The following is a 24006-nucleotide window of genomic DNA, read 5'->3' on the forward strand; positions in this document are numbered from 1 at the left end:
ACTCAAGAGAGCAATGTACGGCCGGGCCTCGTTCGAACTCCTCCGGACCCGCATCCTCACCCAGCCATGAGCTTCACGGAACTACGGTCAGATCCAAATTCAGGGATCCCTATCACCCGGCCGGCCGTACCTCGAAGTGGACGTACAAGGCGAACCCCGCCACGGAGGTCGCCGTGGCGTGGACGGCGGCTCAGGACGCCGACGCGAACTGGTCCTGCGCCCACCAGGCCCGGGTGAACGGCACGAGCCTGATCCAGGTCTCGGTGTGCCAGGCCGGTGACGGCCAGGCGATCGTCTCGAAGCTCACCGACAACCTCGCCAAGAAGGTGAGCCGATGATCGCGAACCCGCTCAAGCCTCCTACTCGCCGCCGAGGCATACTGCGGCGCTTCCTCTTACTGGTGCTGGTGGCGCTCCTGCCGGTCGTCGGCACCGCCGCCCCGGCCACCGCAGCCATGGCGCCGACGGGCACCGTCGCACCGCTCGTTCCCTCCGGAGACGTCTCGGCCGCTTCGGCGACTCTCGTACGGGAAGTCGAGGAATTCAACCGTCGCGAGGCGGAGTTCGCGGTGCAGGTGAAGGCGGTGGTCGCCGAGGCAGAGCGGCTCACAAAAAGGGCCGCGGCCCTGCGCGCCGCCACGTCGAGGCTCAACTCCAAGAGCACTTCCGTGAACCAGAAGGCCAGCAACTTCACCTCACGGGCGGCATCCCTGAATGCGAAGGTCAGGGCACACAACAGTAAGCCGCACACCTTCCGGCTGCCCGCGCAGGCCGCCGCGGCCGCCGCCTACGATGCCGAGGCGAGCCAGCTGAGAGCCGAGCAGGCCCAGCTGCGGAGCATGCAGAGCAGCCTGCAGAGCGAGCAGAGCCAGCTCAGGCAGGAAGGGTCCGAACTCAGCTCTCAGAAGTCCGAGCTCACCGCCGCCACCTCGGCGCACGACGCGAAGGCCGCCGCACTCCGGAGCAAGGAACAGCAACTGCAGGCCCTGGGGCAGCGGTTGCTCCAGGAGATGGCCCAGGCCGTGCAGAGTTTCGACGCCAATCCGCCGGACCCGGTGGCGACGATGGACCAGGGCGGCGACGCCGCCAGCCCGCCGCAGTACCGCGACCAGGCGCAGAGCCAGGAAGCCGGCCTCGCCGATAGTCCGTCCGGGCAGCCGCAGGCCTCCGCTCTGAAGGCGTACGCCCAGCGGACCGGCACCACCGTGGACATGCACCCGGGTACGGCATATCTGACGCCTGAAGCGATTCGGCAGCTCCCCGCGTCGCAGGCAGCGCAGCTCGGCAGCCCGTCCACCACGTACGACGGTCTGGTCCGCAAGCCCAACGGGCGTTACAAGGCCCTCCGGGTGCAGGCGCCGGGGGCTACCGAACGCCCGGGACAGAAAGCCTTCGAAAGGGCTTTGACGAAACAAGGTCGGCTCGTCGCCTACAACCAGGAGGTGAAGCTCATCATCGACGAGCTCCAGGATGTTCCGGCACCGGGAGCCTCGGACCCCGGGCCTGGTACACCGCCACCTCGGCGGAACGGCAAGGCCGCCTGCCTCACCAAGAAGCCGGGCACGGCGAGGACCAGCGGCACCGGGTGGATCTCGAACACCAGCAAGGGCATTAAACGTCACAACCTGACCGTGTCCAGCCGTCCCAGCACCCGGGCCGCCACCGCGGAGGCATGCCTGACGGACCCCCTGGAGAAGGGGACCGAGCCTGGTGGCGCCAACATCGCCGGCTGGAAGGACGCTCGGAAGATGTATCCCAAAGGCAACCTGGCCCGATGCCATCTGATTGCCAACGTCCTCGGCGGACTCGGCGAAGGCAAGCCGAACTGGTCGAACCTCGTCCCGTGCTGGCAAATAGGACTGAACATCAAAGGGGTGAGCATGCGGCACTACGAGATGGCGGTCCAGTCGGCGGTGGAGGGCCTGCCTAAGGACGCCGCCGTCCATTACGTGGTGACTCCCTTCTATCGGACCGGCGACAGCACCATCCCGGAGGGTGTCACCGTGAGCGCCGAGGTTCAGCTGCCCAACGGGGCCTCGTGGCCCGTCTTCAACCAGGTGAGCCTGCTGAACCTCCCCTACGACGGCGGGCCCAACCTGGGGAACTGAGCCCGGTCCGAGGCACGAGAGAGTCCGGTACCCACCTGGAGTTCGGCATGACCCGTACCACCCCGCCACGGCCGGCCAACGTCGCTGCCGTCTTCCCACGGCTGGGCCCGTTGGCCCGGACGGCGACCCGGCTGCACCCGCGGCCCGGTTCGCCGTCCCGCCAGGACAGCTCGGTCGGGGGCCCGCTGCTGTGGCCCTCGGCCGAGCCGTGGCCGCACTGCGAGGGCACGCACTGGGCGCCGGAGGTGCTTCCGGCGACTTCACCGGCGGATGTCAGGCTGCTGCGCGAGATCCGGTCAGCAGCCACAAGCCGGCCCCCGGAGGACCGCTTCTACACTCCAGACGAACGCGCCGTGGTGGAACGGATCAACGCCGGCCACCCATGTCCGGCGGGTCCGGTCGCGTTGCTGCCAGTGGCCCAGCTGTACGTCCGTGAGGTTCCTGACCTGCGCCCGCCCGAAGGGGCGGACCTGCTCCAGGTGCTGTGGTGTCCGTTCGACCACCCGGGGGAGATCATGCCCAGAACCGAGCTGTTCTGGCGGTCCGCGGCCGCGGTCGGCGGTGTCCTCACCACGCCGCCGGAGCCCGCCGCGATGCAGCACAGAGGCTACCTGCCGGAACCATGCCTGCTCTCCCCCGAGCAAATCACCGAGTACCCGCTGACCGTCGAGCTGGAGCCGGACCTGTGCGAGGCGATCGAGGCATGGAGTGTCCGGCAGAAGGCGGGGGCGCTGCCGGGCAGCGCCTACGAGGGGATGGAGGAGATGTACTACGACAGGGAGTTGGCCGTCTCGCCCGGCTGGAAGGTCGGCGGCTGGGGGCCCTGGAGCTTCACCGACCCCACCACCCAGCGCTGCCGTGTCTGCGACAGCCAGATGGAGCCGATGTTGACCATCGCGTCGAGGGAACAGAAGGCCGGCATCGCCAGCTGGACGCCCCTAGAAGACCAGGCGGCGGCCGCCTCGTCTCCAGATGCCGGCCCCCCGGATCCGACGACCCCGACCCAGGTCACCATCGGCGACGCTTACAACCAGCAGATCTACGCCTGCCCCGCGTCTCCGGAGCACCCGCACACCGCCCTGGTGCAGTAGCCGTCGCCGTACAGTACCGATGGGTTGCCGCACGAGTGCGACAGCCTGGCGCTGGCAAGGCGCGACGAAGGGCAGGGCTACCGCGTCGCCGCGAAGCTGGTGAACGAACTGGTCGAGGCCGGCGACGAGAAGACCAGGGCTCCCGCCGGTATGCGGCCCGCCCCGCCCGCTGCGCGATATCGTCGCCGCCCCGGAGACGAAGGACATCCGGCCAGTGCGTTTCGATCCGCCTCAGGTTGACCTTGTTGCATGCCACGGTCTCCGCGGCCCGTATCCGATGGCCGGCCCCTCGCCGTCGGGCAGGTCGCTGAAGCGCTGGGCGAAGCGGAAGCCGAGCAGGACCGTGACACGTAACCCCGTCAGAACAACGTGCCAGGGGCGGGACGCTGTGGCGACCTGCGTGCGCGCCGGTTCGGACCGGGCCTGCCGGCGGCCGCCCAGCCCTCCCACCCGCCACCGGCCTCAGAGGTCACCTCCAGCCCGGCAACGGTGTCCGCCCAGGGGGCCCGCTTGGACTGGGTCGACCGTCGCGCGCGGAGCAGGGTCCGGGCCGCATGCAGCTCTTCTGGGCTCAAGGCAGAAGGCCAGGTGATGGAGGTGCAGGCGCTGCAGGACCGGGAACTCCCGCGGTGCTCTGCCCGCGCTCCGGCGGGCGTGAGCCGCCGGATCTCCTGTCCATCCGGAGTGCGCTCGGGGTCGGAGTGGAACCACCCCGTGCGGCCGTCCACACCGACGACTGCAGAGACGCTCGAGCGCCGTGTGACAACCGCCGGGGCACCGCCCAGGCGGTCTTCCTCCGCACGGCCCCAGGCCCGTTCCCATTCCCGCAGCGCCACTCCCTTTACTCCGCAGGTCTGGGCAAACGCGAGGACGAACTGGACGGTGGGGCGGCCGCCTTCCTGGCGGAGGAACCGCCCGACGGTGGCGTGGGCCAGGACGCCACCGCTGGCGGTCTCCAGCTCCCGGTACGGCCGGGCGCCGTCCTTCTGGTAGAGGTCGACCAACGCCGCACGCAGTTCCGCGAAGTTGCGCACATACCGAGGATGCGGAACGGGCCCATCACAGCCACGGACAGCACGGTAGCGGGCACGCTTCCACAGCCGCTCGGCCTCTCCGGGGTCAGTTCCGCAGGCCACGGCGTACGCCCGGACGGTCTTGAGCTTTGGCACCTGTTCTCCAGACACGGCCCGGATCAGCGTTGAGGCGCTGCACCCGGAACGCGCGGCAAGCTGCTGGTAGTTCAAGCCCGCCCGGGCGCGCTGGGCCCGCAGACAGCGGGCCAGCTTCTCCAGCTCTCGTTCACACGGGGCGATGGGGTTCTCCCGTCGTCCCATAGGTCAGCCCTCCGCCGTCACGGTGCGCTTGCCGGAGCGTGCCCGGCGGACCAGGCGGAACCCTGTGTCCAGCGTCTCGGCGAGCAGCACCAGGACGGACAAGGCCGGCATCCCCGCGAGGGCGAGCAGCACGGCCAGGATCAGGACGACCACGACGACCGTGGCCTCCGGCCCGGTCAGCGGCCGCTCGCCGGGCACCACGCAGGCGGCGCGTGCGGTGTGAGACATAGTTCTCTCCCATTCGATTTTTGGGCTCCCCAACTGGTCCCTGCACACAGGCGGTTGCCGTCGCCTATGCGAGTGACCTTGCACCCACGATGTTGGCGCACCCTGCAGGCCTTCCTGACCCATCCCTGGCCTACGACGGGGTATAGGCCCATCCCTGTCTCAGACTGGACACTGCGGATCCGGACCCTTGCATGCATGAATTTCGCAGGTCAGCGCCGGGACCACCTGAGGGTTGCGTCGATTCCGTCTCAATCGCGGTTGTGTACCCATGCGGTACTGCCGATTCTGGTTACACACCAGGTGTCAAAAGCGTGGTGTTTCATCCCGTCGACCCGTGGGCTCCCCTACGACTTCGGGACATTGCTGCGGGTGGCCGCGTTGCCGCGAGGGCCCCCGCGATCGTCGGTCCATACCGATACCGACATGGCGCCGAGGGGTCGGTGACATCGCAGCCGACCCCTCCGCAGTGTGCGAGCCGGACCCGTCGGGTGCCAAGGACACCGGCCTGCTCCAGTTCGCCAGGCGTCAGCTCGGCCGCCGCTATGAGCGCCGAAGGGCAGGTGAGTCTCCAGCGCACCAAGGTGCCTGCGCGCCCTCGTTGTATGCGAACGCAGTGAGCGCCGACTGCCCGGGCCTTGGTGGAAACAATTGTTTCCACTGACCTCGGGGAGACGAGCGTCATCTCGGCTGGTCTGTCGGGGTCAAAGCTACCGGTCCCGGCAGCCGCTACCGGATGCTGCGCAGGTGGACTTGGCGGGCGGTGACCAGGGCGTGCCAGCGCTCCAGATGGTGTGTGCTTCGTCAAGCCACTGAACGGCGCCTCCACTGGGCTGGGGCAGGTCGCCCATGGCGGTGGCGATGTCGACGTAGTAGGCGAAGTCGCCGTTCGCGGTTGCCTCCGCAGGCGGTCGATAGTGGCGGTGAGGTCGCTGACGGCGCCGCGTACGGGAGGCGTGGGTGGGTGGGGCGAGGGGTTCCCAGACGGAGTCGCTGACGTAGGCGAAGGCGGCGTCGGTGAGCCAGTCGAGGTTGTCCAGGTGGTGGCCGCGGGCCAGGCACAGACCCTGGCGCAGGCGCGCGATGAGGAGCGTCCGGCTGGAGGCGAGGGCGTGGGCGTCTGGCCAGTGCTGGCCCAGGGCGGCCAGGCGCGTTCGGCGGCCTGGTGCCAGTCGGCGGGGGTCCAGCGGTCCTCGACGTGGTCGTCGACTGTGCGCAGCGCGGTGCGGATGGCGCCGTAGAGGTGGTACGGCCAGATCGCGTGGGGATCTTGCCGACCTCGAACAGCCAGGTGCCCTCGGGACAGTCCATCCGGAAGGCCCGGCTGTCCATGCCGGCGCCGAGCAGCACGACCTGCCGGACCCCGGACGCGGAGGCCTGCTGCAACAGCTCGTCGAGGAACTTCGTCCTGATGACGATGGAGAACGACACGGCCAGCCGGCGGCGTCGCCCGGCCTCGTCATCGGGCAGCGGCGGCGAGGAGGCCACAGGCCGCCGGCGGCGGCGAAGGCCTGTGCCAGTGGGTCGCGGAACGGCGCGTTCTCCCGCTCGGTCTCCAGCGCCCGCGCCCTGGCCACCCCTACCGCCGTGGCCCACCCCACTACTGCTCGATAGGAGGCCCGAGGGCGGACAGGGAGGCGGCGACGTCGGCTCCGCCTGTGAAGGCAACGGCTCCCCCGGGGGGACGGGGCCGCCGGCAAGTGCGGGCAGCCCGGACGGCGCATAACACACCGCACCCGTCCCGCCTTCTGCGCCGGAAGTGTGGACTCCACGCCCACCCCATAAGCAGGCGGGGCAATTACGTCCACAGCGGCGTTAATGCGACCTCTGTCCGGGAACCCGTGATGCGGCAGTCGGAGAGGCCGGCTGCCGCATCTGAGAGGCGGTGTGCCGTGGGGCATGGCGGCGATGTGATTGCGGAGCTGACCACCGACCACCGTGAGGTCGATGACCTCTTCGAGCAGTTCGATGACGCTCCTCCCGGTGGGGAGGACCGTAAGCGACTGATGGATGCGTTGACGATCGAACTCGTTCGGCACTCCGTCGCCGAGGAGCAGCACCTCTACCCCGCGGTGCGCGAGCATCTGGAGGAGGGTGATGCCCTGGCGGACAAGGAGCTCGAAGACCACGCCCGCGTCGAGCAGCTGCTCAACGACCTCCAGCAGCGTGAGGCCACGGACACGGACTTCGACCGGCTGGTGCGCGAGCTGCGCGTCGAAGTGACCGCGCATGTCGATGACGAGGAGAACAACCTCTTCATCCAGCTCCGCAACGGCGTCCACCCCTATGTGCTGGAGGAGCTGGGCAACAAGATCCGCCAGGCGAAGAAGACCGCCCCCACCCGGCCCCACCCGGCCGCCCCCAGTACGCCGCCGGCCAACAAGCTGCTCGCGCCGGGGATGGGGCTGGTCGACCGCGTGCGTGACTACGTCAGCGGCCGCGGCGAGTAGTCGCCCACCTGACGGTTCCCCCTCCCCCTCTCAACCGATCCCTACCCATGCGAAAGGAGAAATGATCATGCCTATGGCACGCGACATCATGACACCCGGCGCGGAGTGCATCGGGGCCGAAGACAGCGTCCTGGACGCCGCCCGCAAGCTCACCGACATGGGAGTGGGCGCCCTGCCGATCTGCGGTACGGACGACAAGCTCAAAGGTGTGCTGACCGACCGGGACATCACCGTCAAGGTGCTGGGCAAAGGCCGCGACCCGCAGCAGACCAAGGCCGGTGAACTCGCCCAGGGCGAGGCGGTCACCATCGGTGCCGACGACGACGCAGACGAGATCTTCGCGACCATGGCCCGCCACAAGGTCCGCCGCCTGCCCGTCATCGACGGCCACCGCCTGGTCGGCATGGTGGCACTGGCCGACGTCGCCCGCGCCCTGCCCAACCCCCAGGTCGGCGACCTTCTCGAAGTCCTCTCCACCGACTGACCGGCACAATCGCGGTTCCGCCCGGCGGCCAGCTGATCGGGTGCACCCGAACGTGGCCGTGTATCCCCACGCTCGCTCCGGCGAGGCGGAGTCCGCCAGCAAGACCTCGACGCGCGGTCCGAAGCCGGCCCCACAGGGAGGCGGGGAGCGAAGGGGGCCAGGCGGACCAACCCGCGATCAACTCTCTACGGGGAGACCGAGAAGATGAACGTCGAGAGCCGCTCCCACACGAACAAGGAGCCATTGCGACGGGCCGCCGGCCGCTGACCGATGCGATGAACCCGGCCCGGCGGACGATCAGCGGCCGGGATGGACAGTGGTGCCCCGATCGGAAAGGGAAGCAGGACCAGAGTCTGCGCAGAGCTGGAGGAGAACGAGGTCATCGAGGGGCTGCCCCTGCAACGGCTAGGGGACGACGCAGTCCGAGACCGACAAGGAGCCGGGGCGGGCAGGGCATCTTGCCGACCTCACGGCTCCACCTGGCGCAATCCCCGCTGAGCACCGCGTTAGCGCACCCCCCTTAGGGGAACCCGTGTTCTGTGGCCGTGACGGCCGCAGGCCGATTGTGCTGGGAGGTGTGGTGATGGGACTCGGCGCGGGCACCACGCAAGGCGGAGCGTCCGGGCTGTCCACGAAGGCTTTGCTGCGGACCCTGCGGGAGCGGGTCGACGGCGAGGTCCGCTTCGACGCCGGGAGCCGGGGCGCCTACTCGACCGACGGTTCGAACTACCGGCAGGTGCCGATCGGCGTGGTGTTGCCCAGGAGCGTCGAGGCCGGGGCGGCCGCGGTCGCGGTGTGTGCGGAGTTCGGGGCGCCGGTCCTCTCCCGCGGGGGCGGGACGAGCTTGGGCGGGCAGTGCACCAATACCGCCGTTGTCATCGACTGGACGAAGTACTGCAGCCGCCTGATTTCGGTGGATGCCGAACGACGCACCTGTGTGGTCGAGCCGGGAATCGTCCTGGACGAGCTCAATCGTCAACTTGCTTCCTACGAGCTGAAGTTCGGGCCGAAGCCATCGACGCACAGCCACTGTTCGCTGGGCGGAATGATCGGCAACAATTCGTGCGGCGCGTCGGCGCAGGCGTACGGCAAGACCGTCGACAATGTGCGGCGGCTGGAGATTCTCACCTACGACGGCGTCCGGATGTGGGTGGGGCCGACCTCGGACGAGGAGTACGACCGGGCGGTGGCCTCCGGGGGCCGTCGTGCGGAGCTGTATGCGGGGGCGCGCGAGCTCATCGACCGCTACCGGGGTGACGTCCGCCGAGGCTTTCCGAAGATTCCGCGGCGGGTGTCGGGCTACAACCTGGACGCGCTGCTGCCGGAGAACGGCTTCGATCTCGCCCGCGCCCTGGTGGGCAGCGAGGGCACGCTCGTCACCGTGCTGCGGGCCGAGCTCGATCTCGTACCGGTGCCCGCGTGCGAGTCGATGGTCGTGCTCGGCTACCCCGACATCTGTGCCGCCGCGGACGAGGTGCCGCGCCTGCTCGAGCTGTGCAGCCCCACGCAGCTGGAGGCGCTGGACGGACGGATGGCGCAGCTCATGCACGAGGAAGGTGCCTACCTGGACTCCCTGGAGCGGCTCCCGGAGGGCGACAGCTGGCTGCTGGTGCAGTTCAGCGGCGAGACCATGGCGGAAGTCGACCGGCAGGGTCTCGAGATGCTGCAGGCGCTGGGACGAGAGGAGGACGACCCATCGGTGGTCTTCTCCGACGATCCGCAGCGCGAGCAACAGATGCTCAGGGCACGCGAGGCGGGCCTGGGGGTGACCGCCCGGCCACCGGATGACCGCGAGACCTGGGAGGGCTGGGAGGACTCGGCCGTTCCTCCGGAGCGGCTCGGGGCTTATCTTCGCGACCTGAAAAGGCTCTTCGGCGAGTTCGGCTACGACCACCCCTCCCTCTACGGTCACTTCGGTCAGGGCTGTGTGCACACCCGTATCCCCTTCGACCTGAAGAGCGTGGCCGGCGTGGCGGATTTCCGCCGGTTCCTGCTGCGCGCCGCCGACCTGGTGGTGTCGTACGGCGGGTCGCTCTCCGGCGAGCACGGCGACGGACAGGCGCGCGGCGAGTTGCTGCCGAAGATGTTCGGGGAGCGTCTGGTGACCGCGTTCAGGGAGTTCAAGGCACTGTTCGATCCGAACGACCGGATGAACCCCGGCAAGGTCGCCACCCCACGGCGAGTCGATGAGGGGCTCCGGCTGGGGGCTTCCTGGCGGCCTGCGGCGCCCGCCACGCACTTCGGTTACCCCGAGGACGAGCACTCCTTCCGCCGCGCGGTGCTGCGCTGCGTCGGGATCGGCAACTGCCGGTCCCACAGCGGCGGGGTGATGTGCCCGTCCTACCGGGCCACCGGTGAGGAGGAGCATTCGACCCGGGGGCGGGCGCGGCTCCTGTTCGAGATGCTTGACGGCCACCCCGATTCGGCTGTCACCGACGGCTGGCGCTCGACGGAGGTGCGCGACGCGCTGGATCTGTGTCTGGCGTGCAAGGGCTGCAAGTCCGACTGCCCGACCGGTGTCGACATGGCGACGTACAAGGCGGAGTTCCTCTCTCACCACTACGCCCGCCGGCTGCGCCCGGCCGCACACTACGCACTGGGCTGGCTGCCGTTGTGGGCCCGTCTGGCCCGGATGTCGCCGCGCCTGGTCAATGCGGCACTGCACGCGCCGGGGCTGGCGCGGCTGGGCAAGAGAGCAGCGGGCGTGGCCGCCGAGCGGGAGGCGCCGGCCTTCGCCCGGCAGAGCTTCGCCGAGTGGTTCCGGGCCCGGGGATTGCCGCAGCCGGACCCCGCGGATCCCCGGACGGTGGTGCTCTGGCCGGACACGTTCAGCAACCATCTCCATCCGAACGTCGCGAAGTCGGCGGTGCGCGTCCTGGAGGACGCCGGCTTCCGGATCGCCGTCCCCGACCCGAGCGTGTGCTGTGGACTGACGTGGATTTCCACCGGGCAGCTACGGACGGCGAAGCGGGTGCTGCGCCGGTCCGTCGAGGCGCTGCGCCCATGGCTGGATGCGGGCACGCCGGTCATCGGGCTTGAGCCGTCGTGCACCGCGGTCTTCCGCGCCGATGCGCCGGAGCTGTTCCCCGGAGACCTGGACGTCCAACGGCTGGCCGGGCAGTTCCGCACGCTGGCCGAGCAGCTCGTCCATCATGCCCCCGACGGGTGGCGGCCGCCGCAGGCGGCCCGGACCGCGGTCGTCCAGCCCCACTGCCACCAGCATGCGGTACTGAAGGACGACGCCGACCGGGAGCTGATGCGCCGGGCCGGCCTGGAGCCCGAGGTGCTGGACGCCGGCTGCTGCGGCCTGGCGGGCAACTTCGGCTTCGAACGCGGCCACTACGAGCTGTCGATGGACATCGGCGAGCTGGGCGTACTCCCCGCCGTGCGCGAGGCTTCGCCCGGTGCGTTGGTCCTGGCCGACGGCTTCAGCTGCCGTACGCAGATCTCGCACGGCCGTACCGGCCGGGCCGCGCTACACCTGGCTGAGGTGCTGGCGCTCGCCCTCGACGGCCCCGTCCCCGCCCACCATCCCGAACGGCTCGCCGACCGTCCAGAGCCCGATGTCCGCGACGCCCGCCTGGTCACCGCGGCAGCTCTCGCCGCCGTGGGAGCGGCGGCGGGCGTGGCGGGCGCGGCGCTGCTGCGACGACGCACCTGACCAGATGAGAAGGAGCTTCAGTGTCGACCCAGGTCTCCGACCACATCCTCCAGCGGCTGCGCGAATGGGACGTCGAGCATGTCTTCGCCTATGCCGGGGACGGCATCAACGGGCTGCTCGCCGCCTGGGAACGCGCCGACAACAAGCCGAAGTTCGTCCAGGCGCGGCACGAGGAGATGGCCGCCTTCCAGGCCGTCGGGTATGCCAAGTTCTCCGGCAGGGTCGGCGTCTGCGCGGCCACGTCCGGGCCCGGTGCGATCCATCTGCTCAACGGCCTCTACGACGCAAAGCTCGACCACGTACCCGTCGTGGCGATCGTCGGGCAGACCAACCGCAGCGCCATGGGCGGCTCCTACCAGCAGGAAGTCGACCTGCAGAGCCTGTACAAGGACGTCGCCTCCGACTTCTGCGAGATGGTGACCGTCCCCGAGCAACTGCCGAACGCCATCGACCGGGCGATCCGCACCGCCTACGGCCGGCGGACGGTGACGGCGGTGATCGTCCCGGCGGACGTCCAGGAACTGGACTACTCGCCGCCGACGCACGCCTTCAAGATGGTCCCCTCCAGCCTCGGGATCGCCTCGTACGCGCCGGTCCCGACCGGGGACGACCTCGCCCGCGCGGCCGAGGTGCTCAACTCCGGGGAGAAGGTCGCCATCCTGATCGGGCAGGGCGCCCGCGGGGCGCGTCCCGAGGTGGAGCAGGCCGCCGAGGTGCTCGGCGCGGGAGTGGCCAAGGCACTGCTGGGCAAGGACGCGCTCCCCGACGACCTTCCGTATGTCACCGGCGCGATCGGCCTGCTGGGGACCCGTCCCTCCTACGAGCTGATGCAGGGCTGCGACACCCTGCTGGTCATCGGATCCAGCTTCCCCTACACCCAGTTCATGCCGGAGCTCGACCAGGCGCGGGCGGTCCAGATCGAGATCGACCCGCACATGGTCGGGATGCGCTATCCCTTCGAGGTCAATCTCGTCGGGGACGCGCGGGCGACGCTGCGGCGGTTGATCCCTCAGCTCGAGCGCAAGAAGCACGGCAACTGGCGGAAGAAGATCGAGAAGGACACCGCACGCTGGTGGGAGGTGATGGAGCGGCGGGCCGCCGTGGAAGCCGATCCGATCAACCCGGAGTACGTCGTGCACGCGCTGGATCCGCTGCTGCCGGACGATGTCATCCTGGCCGCGGACTCCGGCTCGGCCGCCAACTGGTACGCACGGCATCTGCGGATGCGCGGCACGATGCGGGGTTCACTGTCCGGAACGCTCGCCACCATGGGCCCGGGCGTGCCGTACGTCATCGGCGCGAAGTTCGCCCACCCCGACCGCCCGGCACTGGCCCTCGTCGGGGACGGCGCCATGCAGATGAACGGCATGGCCGAGCTCATCACCGCGGCCAAGTACTGGCAGGAGTGGAGCGACCCGCGACTCATCGTCGCCGTCCTGAACAACCAGGACCTCAACCAGGTGACGTGGGAGATGCGTGCGATGGCCGGCGCCCCGCAGTTCCTCGCCTCGCAGGCGATCCCGGACGTGCCCTACGCCGATTTCGCCCGGTCCATCGGGCTCGGCGGGGTCCGAGTGGAGAAGCCCGGCGAGGTCGAGGACGCCTGGCGCCAGGCCCTCGCCGCCGACCGGCCGTTCGTCATCGACTTCCGCACCGACCCGGCCGTGCCGCCGATTCCGCCGCATGCCACCCTCGACCAGATCGAGGCCGCGGCCCTCGCCGTCCTCAAGGGCGACAGCGACCGAGCGGCGATGGTCAAGCAGGGCTTGAAGGCCAAGGTCCAGGAGTTCCTCCCGGGCCGGAAGCACCACCAGGACTGACGGTGCGGCACCACGCCCGGGGCACCGACCCCGTCATCGACTCGGTCGCCACCTCCGTCTACCGGGTCCCCACCGACGCACCCGAGGGCGACGGCACGCTGGCCTGGGACTCCACCACGATGGTCATGGCGCAGGTCCGGTCCGGAGACACGACGGGCCTGGGCTACACCTACGGGGCCGCGGCCACCGCCCAGGTCATCGATGAGCAGCTGGCCGACATCGTCACCGACCGCTGCGCGCTGGAGGTACCCGGCGCCAACGAGGCGATGTCCCGGGCCGTGCGTAACGCCGGCCGGCCCGGCCTGGTCGCCGGTGCCCTGTCGGCCGTCGACATCGCGCTGTGGGACCTCAAGGCGCGGCTGCTGGAAGTGCCGCTCGTCGGACTGCTCGGGGCGAGCGGCACCGAGGTGCCGGTGTACGGCAGCGGCGGCTTCACCACCTACGACGACCAGCAGCAGGACCGACAGCTGCGCACCTGGGTCGCGGACCAGGGCATTCCGCGCGTCAAGATCAAGATCGGCGAGTCCTGGGGAGCCGCGGAACAACGGGACCGGCGGCGCATCGCGCTCGCCCGCCAGAGCATCGGCGATGCCACCGAACTCTATGTCGACGCCAACGGCGCCTTCACCCGCAAACAGGCCATCCGGCTCGGGCCCCACCTCGACGCGCACGGCGTCACCTGGTTCGAGGAGCCGGTCTCCTCCGACGATCGGGCCGGTCTGGCACAGGTCCGGGCCGGCGTCGCGGCCGAGGTGACGGCCGGGGAGTACGGCTACACCCTGCCGTACTTCTGGCACCTCCTCCAGGCCGGCGCCGTGGACTGCCTTCAGGCAGACGCCACCCGCTGCGGCGGCCTGACCGTCTGGCTACGCGCGGCGGCGCTGGCCGAGGCGGCCGGTCTTGAGGTCTCCGGGCACTGCGCGCCGCATGCGCACGCCCATGCGGCGGCGTCCGTACCCAATCTGCGGCACCTGGAGTGGTTCCACGACCATGTGCGCATCGAGAACCTGCTCTTCGACGGCGTTCTGGACCCGGCAGGTGGAACCGTACGGCCGGGCGATGGCCGGTCACCCGGCCATGGGCTCACACTGCGCGCCGACCGCGCCGATCTCTACCGCATCGGCTGAGGACGCGGCGGCTATGAGCACCGACCACCGGCCCGACGACGATGGCTGGGCGGCCGCCCGCATCGCCGCGGACACCGTCCGGCGACGGTGGCGGGAACCGGACGCCGGAATCTGGGAACTGGGCAACCGGGACTGGACACACAGCCGCCTGATCTGCGCCGCCGGGCTGCGCCGTCTGGCCGGCGCAGCCCCCCGCGGCCCGGCCGCCCGTGACTGGTCCGGCTTGGCGGACGCCCTCCTCGCCGACACCGAAAAGCCCGCCTTGCACCCGCACGGCCACTGGCAGCGCTCCCCCGACGACCCGTGCAGACCGATCACCCAAGCGGCTCCGTCGGCTCAGTGCCCTCCCGGACATCGCGCCCGGAAGGCCGGGCGCCGCAACCGGCGCACGACACAGGGGCAGGCACGACCGAAGCGATGCACCCCGCATCGTGACAGCAGGGGGCCGTCGTCGAGCTTACGGCACCGGCTGCGGTCGGCAGATTCGCCAGCGGGCTCGCCCGCCGCCGGGCGGCCTCTTGCCACCCCGCGCTGCGGGTGCGTCCGCGGACAGCGGCTCACTTATGGCGTGCATGCCGGTGGAGGGCCCAGGTGGGCAGGGCGAACCAGCAGAGAAGGAGCCAGGCGAAGATCCCCGCGACGAGCCAGGGGACGGCGCTGTTGTGCATGGCCACGCGCAGGATGAGAAGCAGCACCGAAACGACGGTTGCCAGCAGCAACACGACGCCCATAACTGTCAGCCGTGAGGCCCAGAGGACAGTTTCAGGCTTGATCCTGCGCCCGGTGACCAATCGGTGGAGCGTGACGGGACCGATGAGCGCGCCGGTGGTGGCGGCACCGAGGAGGACAGTGATCACGTAGATGAGCTTGTCCGTTTGGCCGAGCGTGGCGAAGCGGGGCGTAAAGACGACGGTGAGCAGAAACCCGAAGAGGATCTGCACACCGGTCTGGGTTACCCGGACTTCCTGCAACAACTCGTTCCAACGTCGGTCTGCACGCTCCTCCGCCGACTCATTCCGCCCGTCAGATGTCTGCTGTCGCTCCAGCGAGTTCATTGTGTCCTCCGAGTTCCTGGGCACATCAATGCGCCCGACCTCCCGCCCCGGTGCGAGACAGTCGACGCACCGGTTATGTGAGTATCGCCGGCCTTCGAGCCCGTAGGCCCGTATGGGCCCCTCGTGTGGAGCCCGGACGGGGGACGACGTCGGTTCAGCGGGCGACGGCCCTTGGGAGCTCTTCCTTGTTCATATGGGAGCGGCCGCCGATGTCTTTCGTCTTGGCCTCTTCATAAGGCTGGCCCGTGGTGGAGCCCTGGGGCACCTTGTGTGCCCCCTTTACGGGACTGATGCATCGGCGTGCTGTTGCTTCAGCCAGTCGGACACACAGGGTCGACCGACTGGCCGGGCAAATACGCTGCCCGTTCCTGCGGGGTGAGGTCTCGGTTGATGGTCCGACAGATCCTTTGGATCGCTGCGGCAGGTGGGGGGAGGGCGACATCCCATAGTCGCGCGCTGTGGTCGACGCTGCCGGTGGCGAGGGTGCGTCCGTCGGGGCTGAACGCCACCGAGGTCACCATGTCGGTGGGGCCGGCCAAAGTGACGCGGTGCTTGCCGGTGTCGGCGTTCCACAGCCGCACGGTTCTGTCGAGGCTGCCGGTGGCGAGGGTGCGTCCGTCCGGGCTGAACGCCACGGACAACACCCACCCTGTGTGGTCTGTCAATGTGGTGCGGTGCTTGCCGGTGTCCGTGTCCCACAGCCGGGCGGTGTTGTCGCGGCTGCCGGTGGCGAGGGTGTGTCGGTCGGGGCTGAACGCCACCGAGTCCACCGAGTGGGTGTGGCCTTTCAGGGTGGCGCGGTTCTTGCCGGTGGCCAGGTCCCACAGCCGGGCGGTCTCGTCGGTGCTGCCAACGGCGAGGGTGCGTCCGTCGGGACTGAACGCCACCGAGGTCATCGCGTACGGACGGCTGGTCAGGATGGTGCGGTGCTTGCCGGTGGCCAGGTCCCACAGCCGGGCGGTGCTGTCGGTACTGCCGGTGGCGAGGGTGCGTCCGTCGGGGCTGAACGCCACCGAGGCCACCGTGCTGGTGTGGCCTTTCAGGGTGGCGCGGTGCTTGCCGGTGGCCGCGTTCCACAGCCGCACGGTCTGGTCCGTGCTGCCGGTGGCGAGGGTGCGTCCGTCGGGACTGAACGCCACCGAATACACCCAGCCGGTGTGGCCTCTCAGAGTGGCGCGGTGCTTGCCGGTGGCCGCGTTCCACAGCCGCACGGTCTTGTCGCGGCCCCCGGTGGCGAGGGTGCGTCCGTCGGGACTGAACGCCACCGACCGCACCACGTCGGTGTGGCCGGCCAACGTGGTACGGGTGGTGCCGGTGGCCATGTTCCACAGCCGCACGGTGGCATCGACGCTGCCGGAGGCCAGGGAGAGCCCGTCCGGGCTGAACGCCACCGAGGCCACACTGTCGGTGTGGCCGGCCAAAGTGGTGCGGTACTTGCCGGTTGACATGTCCCACAGTCGCACGGTGGCATCGCCGCTGCCGGTGGCGAGGGTACGTCCGTCCGGGCTGAACCCCACCGAGAACACCGAGTCGGTGTGGCCTCTCAAGGTCGCGCGGTGCTTGCCGGCGGCCATGTCCCACAGCCGCACGGTGGTGTCGCCGCTGCCGGTGGCGAGGGTGTGTCGGTCGGGGCTGAACGCCACCGAGAACACCGAGTCGGTGTGGCCTCTCAAGGTGGTGCGGTGCTTGCCGGTGTCCGTGTCCCACAGCCGCGCGGTGTGGTCGCGACTGCCGGTGGCGAGCGTGCGGCCGTCCGGGCTGAACCCCACCGAGTCCACCGAACCGGTGTGGCCTTTCAGGGTGGCGCGGTGCTTGCCGGTGTCCGTGTTCCACAGCCGTGCGGTCTTGTCGCCGCCGCTGGTGGCGAGGGTGCGTCCGTCGGGGCTGAACGCCACCCAGAACACCGCGTTGGTGTGGCCTCTCAAGGTGGCGCGGTGTTTGCCGGTGGCCACGTCCCACAGCCGCACGGTGGCGTCGCTGCTGCCGGTGGCGAGGGTACGTCCGTCGGGGCTGAACGCCACCGACCCCACTTCATTGGTGTGCCCGGTCAAGGTGGCGCGGCGCTTGCCGGTGGCCACGTCCCACAGCCCCGCGGTGTGGTCGCGACTGCCGGTGGCGACGGTGCGGCCGTCCGGGCTGAATACCGCCCGGTTCACCCCGCCGCTGTGGCCCACCAGACGCCGCTGCAACGGGAGGGCAGCGGCACTCACCAGGCTTTCGATGGACTCGGGAGTGTGGCTGGTGCGGTAGGCCTGGACGGCCAGGAGCGCGGCGAGGTCGGGGTTTGCGCCGATGAGCCGGCCGGACTGGTCGGCGAGCTGACGGGACAGGTCCGCCTCCCTTTGGGCGACGGCTGTCCGCCACTGCCAGACGGCTCCGCCCGCGGCGACGAGTGCGAGGACGAGCAGGGCGGCCAGGATCGTGTTGAGGCGTCTGCTGCGCCGGATGACGGCCTGCTGGCGTTGCCGGCTGGCGGTGAGGAAGGCGGCAATGTCGCCCGGCAGGCGGCGTTGCTGTGACCATTCGAGGCCCTCTGCAAGTGCTGTTCCCGCGAGCAGGTCTCCAGGATCGTTCCCGTCAGCCCAGCGGGCGCGCCGTGTGCGGGTGTGGTCGAGCCACTCCTGGAAGCGATGATCTTGACTGACCCATTCGCGCAGTGTGCCCCAGTCGCGGATCAGCGCGTCATGGATCAGTTCGGCTACCGGCAACGCGGGAGGGGTGTTGCGGAGCAGGGAGACGCGGGGTGTGTGGGTGGTGATGATGCGGTGACTGGTGAGGGCGGCGAGGACATCGTCGACGGCACTGTCGACGTCCGGCCCGCCGCTGAGGTCGGCTGCCAGTTCGCGTAGTTCTTGCAGGGGGACCTGTGCGCGAATGGCGGGGATGTGGTGGCTGGGGTCGGCGGGTCGTACCAGGGAGGTCAGGATGCGCTGTGCGATGGGACGGTGGCCGGGCGGTAGCTGGTTGAGGGCGGTGTCGCACCACGTGGTCAGACTGCCGGTGACTCCGCCAATGCGCCGGTAGGCGTTGTGGGTGAGGTATCCGTCGTGGCGCCTTTGCCACAGCTGGCTCAGCGTCAGCTCCAGGAGGGGCAAGGCGGTGACGGGTGCCTGCCGGGCCGTGGCTCCCTCGGGGGTGGTGGCCAGGACGTCAGTGATGATTTGCTCGGGCAGGCCGTGCTCGAAGTGGTCGCCCACGTTCTGGGCGGGCAGTGTGATGATGTCATGCAGGTCGTCCTGACTCAGGGCGCCCGGCATGTTGAGGAGTCCCGGCATCGCGGCTCCCAGCAGCTTGGGGGCCAGGGCAGCTTGCTGGGGGTAGAAGTCGTCGCGCATGATCAGGATCACGCTGAGTTCGACGTCCGATCTGACCGCGGCGGTGATCTGGTCCGTGGCGGCCAGCCGCCGCTCCCGCTCCGAGTTGGTGGAAGTCTGGGTGAAGAGCTCTTCGAACTGGTCGATGATCAGTAGGACGCGCTGACAGGTGGGTTCGACCGCGAGTTTGCGGGCGACGGCCGTAGCGATTCCGTCGCTGCCGGCTCCGGTCAGCCCGGCGCGTTCGAGTTCGGCCAGCAGGTCCTGCCGCGGCCGCGCAAGCACGGGCAACCACCTGTCGCTGCCCGGCAGCTCGCCGGCAGCCAGCGCGGGCAGGACACCGGCCTGGATCAAGGACGATTTCCCTGAACCGGAGGGCCCGAGCAGCAGCGTGACCCGCTGCTGCTGGGCCAGGTTCGCCAGCACCTGCCTGACCGCGTCCTTCCGGCCCTCGAACCACTGGGCTTGTTCTGCGGTGAACGGCTCCAGTCCTCTGTAGGGGCACACCTCCCGCTCGGTCAGCTCAGGCCAGACCTCCCGCAGTACCTGCGTAGGTGTGACATAGGCGATCCCCTGCCCCCTTTCATACTCGTCGGGGGCTGTGATCTCGGTGACCATGCCGATGACCAGGCCGGTCACCTCGTCGATGACCGGCCCGCCGCTGAACCCGGTGGTCAAATCGTTGGCAGCGGTCAGCTGCAGATGAATGCCCGCGCTCCCGGTGGCCGGCAGCAGATGTCCGGCCACACCGAAGCCGAAGTGCCCGCCTGCTGGGGCCTGGGCGGGAAACCCGAACGAGCGCACTTGGTGGCCCCGGCAGCCTGCCGCGGAGCCCAACGGCAACGCCTTCATAGCCGCCGAGGTACCGCTCAGGCGGACGATGGCCACGTCTTCACTGTCTGGGTCGCGCCACGGCTCGGCCAGGACGAGTCCCTCCACCTCGCGTGCGCCGTCCCCGTACGGGAAAGTCAACTGCACGCTCTCGCCGGGCTCGACACCAGCAGCGCGTACGACGTGTGCACAGGTGACCAGGATGCCCTCGGCTACCAGGAAGCCGGCCCCGGCCACCTGACCGTCCGGTCCGAGCACCTGGGCCACGGCAGGAAGCAGCCCCGAGACGTGGTCGCTGTTTGAACCCTTGCCGGTGACATCCACTGAATCACCCTGAGTACTCTGCGCCGGGATGACCGGGTCCGTTCTTCTTCCAGGTCATCGTTACCTTCAGGTGACAGTTGGCGCTGCTCTTGGTGATCACGGCTCCAGCCTCGACCGCAAGGTCGACTCCGAACTCGACCGCGATCCCGTCGGGGCCGGCCTTGCGCAGCTGATCGAGTGTGGCGCGCGCCGCGTCAGTGACTGAGCCCAAGGCCTCTTTCAGACTGCCCGGGAGGTCGTGAATGGCATCGCCCACGCGACCTGCCTTCACCGGCCCCTCCAGCGCGGCTGGAGCCTCGACCAGAAGGGAGCCGCCACCTTCCAACGAAATCCGGGCCAGAGGTGGCACGATTCCTCCTTCACTCATCGTGATCGCAGGCGGCGCTGACGAGCAGGCTGCCGCTGGTGCCGATTCGCCGTCGCGGCGAGTTCAGCCCCGGTCAACGGTGCGGGCGCCGCCGTAGTCCATGCGCTGGACATGCAAGGCCATGGCCTCGGCGTTCCGCGCGCCAGCATCTCCACAGGGCGAATGACACGGGCTGGGCCCCGCGAGTCTCCGTCAGCCCCCTACACCAGCGCCAGCTCCGGCCCAGCGGCCAACGCACCGAGGCGCCACCCAGATGCTCATGAACCTGTCCTTTCATCGGCAGCCCATAAACACGGCATTCCATGCCGTTCCGGTCGGCGACAGCAGCACCACCACAAACGGGAGCCGTCACTGGGCACAGAGGCGTACCGGCGCCACCTGCCTTGATCATCATCGAATCCGGCAGCTCCCGCATGCGGAGCGGACCGTACGTGCGAAGCCGGCGGCTGACCGCGGACATCTGGTGGCCAGTCCCGTGTCACGAAGGGCGAGCGGAAGTCGCGGAACTGGGAACGCTCGTTCATCGAGCAAATGGCCGCTGTGGCGCACGCCCCGATCAAGTGGGCGGTGAGCTGTCCGGGGGAGGTACGGGGTGATGCCGTGTCACCGGCGATCGAAAGGTCGTTGAAGGGAGGTTGTAGGAGATTTCGATTCATTCCGGGAGGAATTGTGCGCTTGCGAAGGGTTGGAAGGGCCGCACTGGTGGTCTTGGCGGTGAGCAGCTGGGCGTCCACCGGCTTGGGGATCGCCTTCGCCGAGGGTCACGGCCATGGTCACGGTCGCGAGGCCACTGCCCTCGGCGGCTCCGCCGCGCTGGACGTATTGGAGCAGAACACCGCGCAGGGGCACCGGCAGAACAACAACTGCTCCCACTGGAACGGCTTGCCCTTCGGCGTGACTGAAGCCGTGCTGGCGGGAGGCCGTACGGACGGCCGCTGTGTGGTCGGCGACGCCTCCTTCAACAAGCACGCCGTGACCAAGGGGGGCGGCGCGCACGCCACCGGCGGCTCCGGCGTCTCCGCGGTCCAGCAGAACACCGCGCAGAAGGGCCGGCAGAACAACAACTGCGCCAACGCCAACTTCACGGACATCACCCTGACCGGCGGCCGGGCCGAGGGACACTGCGCCGATCTGGACCGCTCCCGCAACCATCACACGCTGGCCAAGGGCCGCGGCGCCCACACCACCGGCGGCTCCGCCATCGCGGGCGTGTTCGACCAGAACACCGCGCAGGAGGGCCGGCAGAACAACACCTGCGCCGACCTCAACTGGGTCTCTCTTCCCGTGACCGGCGGGGCCAAGGGTCACTGCGTCAACCGGGACGGCTCGCGCAACAAGCACGCCGTGACCAAGGGCGGCGGCGCCCACACCACCGGCGGCTCCGGCGGCGACTTCGGCTCCTTCCGGCAGAACACCGCACAGGAGGGTCGACAGAACAACAACTGCGCCGACGTCAACGACACGGACATCATCGTGTCCGGCGGTCGGGCCGAAGGCCGTTGCGCCAACCTCGACGGCTCGCGCAACAAGCACACGCTGACCAAGGGGCGCGGCGCCCACACCACAGGTGGCTCCGGCGCCGCGCAAGTCTTCCACCAGAACGCCGCGCAGGAGGGCCGGCAGAACAACAACTGCACCGGCCTCAACGGCACGGTCCTCACCGTGACCGGGGGACGGGCCGAGGGCGATTGCGTCAACCGGGACCGCTCGCGCACCAAGCACGCCGTGACCAAGGGCGGCGGCGCCCACACCACCGGCGGCACCGCCCCCATCGCCACGTTCCAGCAGAACACCGCGCAGGAAGGGCGGCAGAACAACAACTGCGCCACGTCCGACGCCGCGAGCATCGACGTCCTCGGGGGACGGGCCGAGAACCATTGCGCCAACCTGGACCGCTCCCGTAGTCATCGCACGCTGACCAAGGGCCGTGGCGCCCACGCCCACGGTGGATCCAGCCTCACCGCCGTCGGGATCCAGCAGAACACCGCCCAGGAAGGGCGGCAGAACAACAACTGCGGCAACGTCAACAACACGGCTCTGCGCTTGACGGGCTCCGATGTGAATACCAAGTGTGCGACGGTCGACCGCTCCAAGCGTGCGCGCACCGCGGAGATCAACGACGGCGCCGAAGCCGAAGGAGGCTCCGCCCTGGCAGGGCTGTTCCAGCAGAACACCGCGCAGGAAGGCCGGCAGAACAACAACTGCGGCAACGCCAACGACCTGACGCTGACGGCCACCGGCTCCCGTGTCCGCACCCAGTGCGTCGCCGTCGACCGCTCCAAGAACATCGGCTCCGTCTACCGGTAGAGCGCGTTCCCGGCCTGATCGGCCCCGCCCGCATCTCGGGTTCTAATGAACGTCGCAACACTCGACGTCCGGGTGGGCGATGAAGGACAACAGAAGCACTGTCGGGGGGCGCCCGAACGGCAAGAGGGTGCCCCCCGAGGTCAAGCAGAGGTTCCTCGAACTGATACACGAAGGCGTGAGTATCAGAGAGGCCAGCCGCATCGTCGGCATCAACCGTCGAACGGCCAGGAGTGGACCAGCGGGCGCGGTGCACGCGTGAGGACCACCAAGGCAGGCCGCAAGACGGTTCGGGCCGCGATCCAGCCGGTTGTCGGTGACTCGCGTGAGTTCGAGCTCCATCCGCGGGCCGCGGAACAAAACGGCTCACGCACGATCTCTGCCCGCTTCCCGTCAGAGGAGGAGCGGGTGCGCATCGCTGATCTGCGGCGAGAGAGGAAGTCGATACGAGCGATCGCCGGCGAGCTGAACCGCAGCCCGTCGACGATCAGCCGGGAGATCCGACGCAACGGCAGCTCTGACGCCAGACCGAACCATCCGGCCCAGTACCGCCCGTTCACCGCTCACAAGCGGGCGCAAGCACGACTGCCACGGCCCAAGCCTCGGAAGATCGACCGTTGCTCGGAACTGCGGGACTTCGTCCAAGCCCGGCTGGACGAGAAGTGGAGCCCCGAGCAGATCGCGCACATCCTCCGTCGGGACTTCCCGGACCGTCCCGAGATGCAGCTGGCACACGAGACGATCTACCGAGCCCTATATGCCCAGGCCAAGGGCGGCCTGATGCGAGAGGTCTCGCGGCGCCTGCGGACGGGCCGAAGCATGCGCAAGCGGCGCCGCCGGCCGGACCAGAGGACTCCCCGGTTCACTCACCCGATGATCCTCATTAGTCAGCGGCCCGCCGAAGCCGCCGACCGCAACGTCCCAGGACACTGGGAAGGCGACCTGATCGTCGGCATGAAGAACGGCTCAGCGATCGGCACTCTCGTCGAACGCAGCACCCGCTACACGCTGCTGGTGCACCTTCCGAACGGCTCCTCTCCCGGGTTCTTCCGGGAAGCGCTCCTCGATGTCGTCAGCGGCCTCCCGGCCCACCTCAAACGATCCCTGACCTGGGACCAAGGATCCGAGATGGCGCATCACTACGCGTTCTCAGCGGCTTCGGGAATCCCGGTCTACTTCTGCGAGCCTCACAGCCCCTGGCAGCGGGGCACGAACGAGAACACGAACGGCCTGCTGCGGCAGTACTTCCCGAAGGGGACGAATCTGTCCGCGTACACCAGGGCGGACGTGGACGCCGCTGCCGCCGAGCTGAACCGAAGGCCCCGGAAGACGCTCGGCTGGGACACCCCAGCCGAGCGCTTCACCAACCTCCTGATGAACAACCCCAACACTCAACGTGTTGCGACGATTTGTTGAATCCACCCATGTGGGCGGGGCCTCGCCTTACGGGCATATCGTGACCTTTCGCCACGATTGGCGTTCTTGGCCATGACGGCGGTTCACCGGGGCACG

General features: G+C 69.3%; 14 protein-coding genes and 3 pseudogenes. 10 read left to right on the forward strand and 7 right to left on the reverse strand.

Annotation, left to right across the window (positions count from 1 at the left end; genetic code table 11):
* The 3 genes from AC0680_RS36315 to AC0680_RS36325 all read left to right on the forward strand — a co-directional run.
* Positions 1–338, forward strand: a 338-nt coding sequence (locus AC0680_RS36315) for a sensor domain-containing protein (protein WP_478637306.1), incomplete at its 5' end; no start/stop codon positions are given.
* A complete protein-coding gene (locus AC0680_RS36320; protein ID WP_478637307.1) occupies positions 335–2107 on the forward strand; it encodes a DNA/RNA non-specific endonuclease in 1773 nt (590 codons plus the stop codon). The genes AC0680_RS36315 and AC0680_RS36320, both read left to right, overlap by 4 nt.
* Before the next feature lie 47 nt (positions 2108–2154).
* Entirely contained in the window at positions 2155–3198 is a 1044-nt protein-coding gene (locus tag AC0680_RS36325; protein ID WP_478637308.1) for a hypothetical protein, read from the forward strand.
* A 359-nt stretch (positions 3199–3557) separates the two neighbouring features.
* On the opposite strand, the gene AC0680_RS36330 is transcribed toward AC0680_RS36325, so the two are convergent.
* The 4 genes and pseudogenes from AC0680_RS36330 to AC0680_RS36345 form a co-directional block, all read right to left on the reverse strand.
* Positions 3558–4232 (reverse strand): hypothetical protein, encoded by a 675-nt coding sequence (locus AC0680_RS36330; RefSeq protein WP_478637332.1) that lies wholly within the window; start codon positions 4230–4232, stop codon positions 3558–3560.
* A 75-nt stretch (positions 4233–4307) separates the two neighbouring features.
* Positions 4308–4532: pseudogene (locus AC0680_RS36335) on the reverse strand (helix-turn-helix domain-containing protein); the annotation flags it as partial.
* Between the two features lie 3 nt (positions 4533–4535).
* A complete protein-coding gene (locus AC0680_RS36340; protein WP_468979478.1) occupies positions 4536–4760 on the reverse strand; it encodes a hypothetical protein in 225 nt (74 codons plus the stop codon).
* A gap of 1272 nt (positions 4761–6032) precedes the next feature.
* Positions 6033–6358 (reverse strand): annotated as a pseudogene (locus tag AC0680_RS36345) (SAM-dependent methyltransferase); the annotation flags it as partial.
* 291 nt (positions 6359–6649) lie between these two features.
* On the opposite strand from AC0680_RS36345, the gene AC0680_RS36350 reads away from it, so the two are divergent.
* The 5 genes from AC0680_RS36350 to AC0680_RS36370 all read left to right on the forward strand — a co-directional run bounded on the left by AC0680_RS36350 (position 6650) and on the right by AC0680_RS36370 (position 14299).
* A complete protein-coding gene (locus AC0680_RS36350) occupies positions 6650–7207 on the forward strand; it encodes a hemerythrin domain-containing protein (RefSeq protein ID WP_478637309.1) in 558 nt (185 codons plus the stop codon).
* A 67-nt stretch (positions 7208–7274) separates the two neighbouring features.
* Positions 7275–7691, forward strand: coding sequence for a CBS domain-containing protein (locus AC0680_RS36355; RefSeq protein ID WP_478637310.1), 417 nt, complete (start codon positions 7275–7277; stop codon positions 7689–7691).
* Positions 7692–8274: 583 nt separating this feature from the next.
* Positions 8275–11352 (forward strand): FAD-binding and (Fe-S)-binding domain-containing protein, encoded by a 3078-nt coding sequence (locus tag AC0680_RS36360; protein WP_478637311.1) that lies wholly within the window; start codon positions 8275–8277, stop codon positions 11350–11352.
* Between the two features lie 20 nt (positions 11353–11372).
* Entirely contained in the window at positions 11373–13172 is a 1800-nt protein-coding gene (locus AC0680_RS36365) for a thiamine pyrophosphate-requiring protein (RefSeq protein WP_478637312.1), read from the forward strand.
* Positions 13173–13174: 2 nt separating this feature from the next.
* A complete protein-coding gene (locus AC0680_RS36370) occupies positions 13175–14299 on the forward strand; it encodes an enolase C-terminal domain-like protein (protein ID WP_478637313.1) in 1125 nt (374 codons plus the stop codon).
* A gap of 557 nt (positions 14300–14856) precedes the next feature.
* Here AC0680_RS36370 and AC0680_RS36375 read toward each other — a convergent pair.
* From AC0680_RS36375 to AC0680_RS36385, 3 genes are all read right to left on the reverse strand, one after another.
* The gene (locus AC0680_RS36375) at positions 14857–15354 is read right to left on the reverse strand and encodes a DUF6328 family protein (RefSeq protein ID WP_478637314.1); all 498 of its coding nucleotides are present in this window, start codon (positions 15352–15354) and stop codon (positions 14857–14859) included.
* A 311-nt stretch (positions 15355–15665) separates the two neighbouring features.
* Positions 15666–19823, reverse strand: a complete 4158-nt coding sequence (locus tag AC0680_RS36380; RefSeq protein ID WP_478637315.1) for an nSTAND1 domain-containing NTPase — start codon at positions 19821–19823, stop codon at positions 15666–15668.
* Positions 19824–19827: 4 nt separating this feature from the next.
* Entirely contained in the window at positions 19828–20172 is a 345-nt protein-coding gene (locus AC0680_RS36385) for a CU044_2847 family protein (protein WP_478637316.1), read from the reverse strand.
* 732 nt (positions 20173–20904) lie between these two features.
* On the opposite strand from AC0680_RS36385, the gene AC0680_RS36390 reads away from it, so the two are divergent.
* Together AC0680_RS36390 and AC0680_RS36395 are read left to right on the forward strand one after the other, a co-directional pair.
* Positions 20905–22497: a hypothetical protein gene (locus tag AC0680_RS36390; RefSeq protein ID WP_478637317.1), complete on the forward strand. Its 1593-nt coding sequence runs from the start codon at positions 20905–20907 to the stop codon at positions 22495–22497.
* A 175-nt stretch (positions 22498–22672) separates the two neighbouring features.
* A pseudogene (locus AC0680_RS36395) lies at positions 22673–23910 on the forward strand (IS30 family transposase).
* Positions 23911–24006 lie beyond the last annotated feature (96 nt).

The organism is Streptomyces sp. NPDC043738 (assembly GCF_056436545.1).

Bases quoted from the DNA above. Each gene is read 5' to 3' on its own strand.
- AC0680_RS36355 (WP_478637310.1), top strand. From the start codon at position 7,275: ATGCCTATGGCACGCGACATCATGACACCCGGCGCGGAGTGCATCGGG.
- AC0680_RS36320 (WP_478637307.1), top strand. From the start codon at position 335: ATGATCGCGAACCCGCTCAAGCCTCCTACTCGCCGCCGAGGCATACTG.
- AC0680_RS36360 (WP_478637311.1), top strand. From the start codon at position 8,275: ATGGGACTCGGCGCGGGCACCACGCAAGGCGGAGCGTCCGGGCTGTCC.
- AC0680_RS36325 (WP_478637308.1), top strand. From the start codon at position 2,155: ATGACCCGTACCACCCCGCCACGGCCGGCCAACGTCGCTGCCGTCTTC.
- AC0680_RS36375 (WP_478637314.1), bottom strand. From the start codon at position 15,354: ATGAACTCGCTGGAGCGACAGCAGACATCTGACGGGCGGAATGAGTCG.
- AC0680_RS36340 (WP_468979478.1), bottom strand. From the start codon at position 4,760: ATGTCTCACACCGCACGCGCCGCCTGCGTGGTGCCCGGCGAGCGGCCG.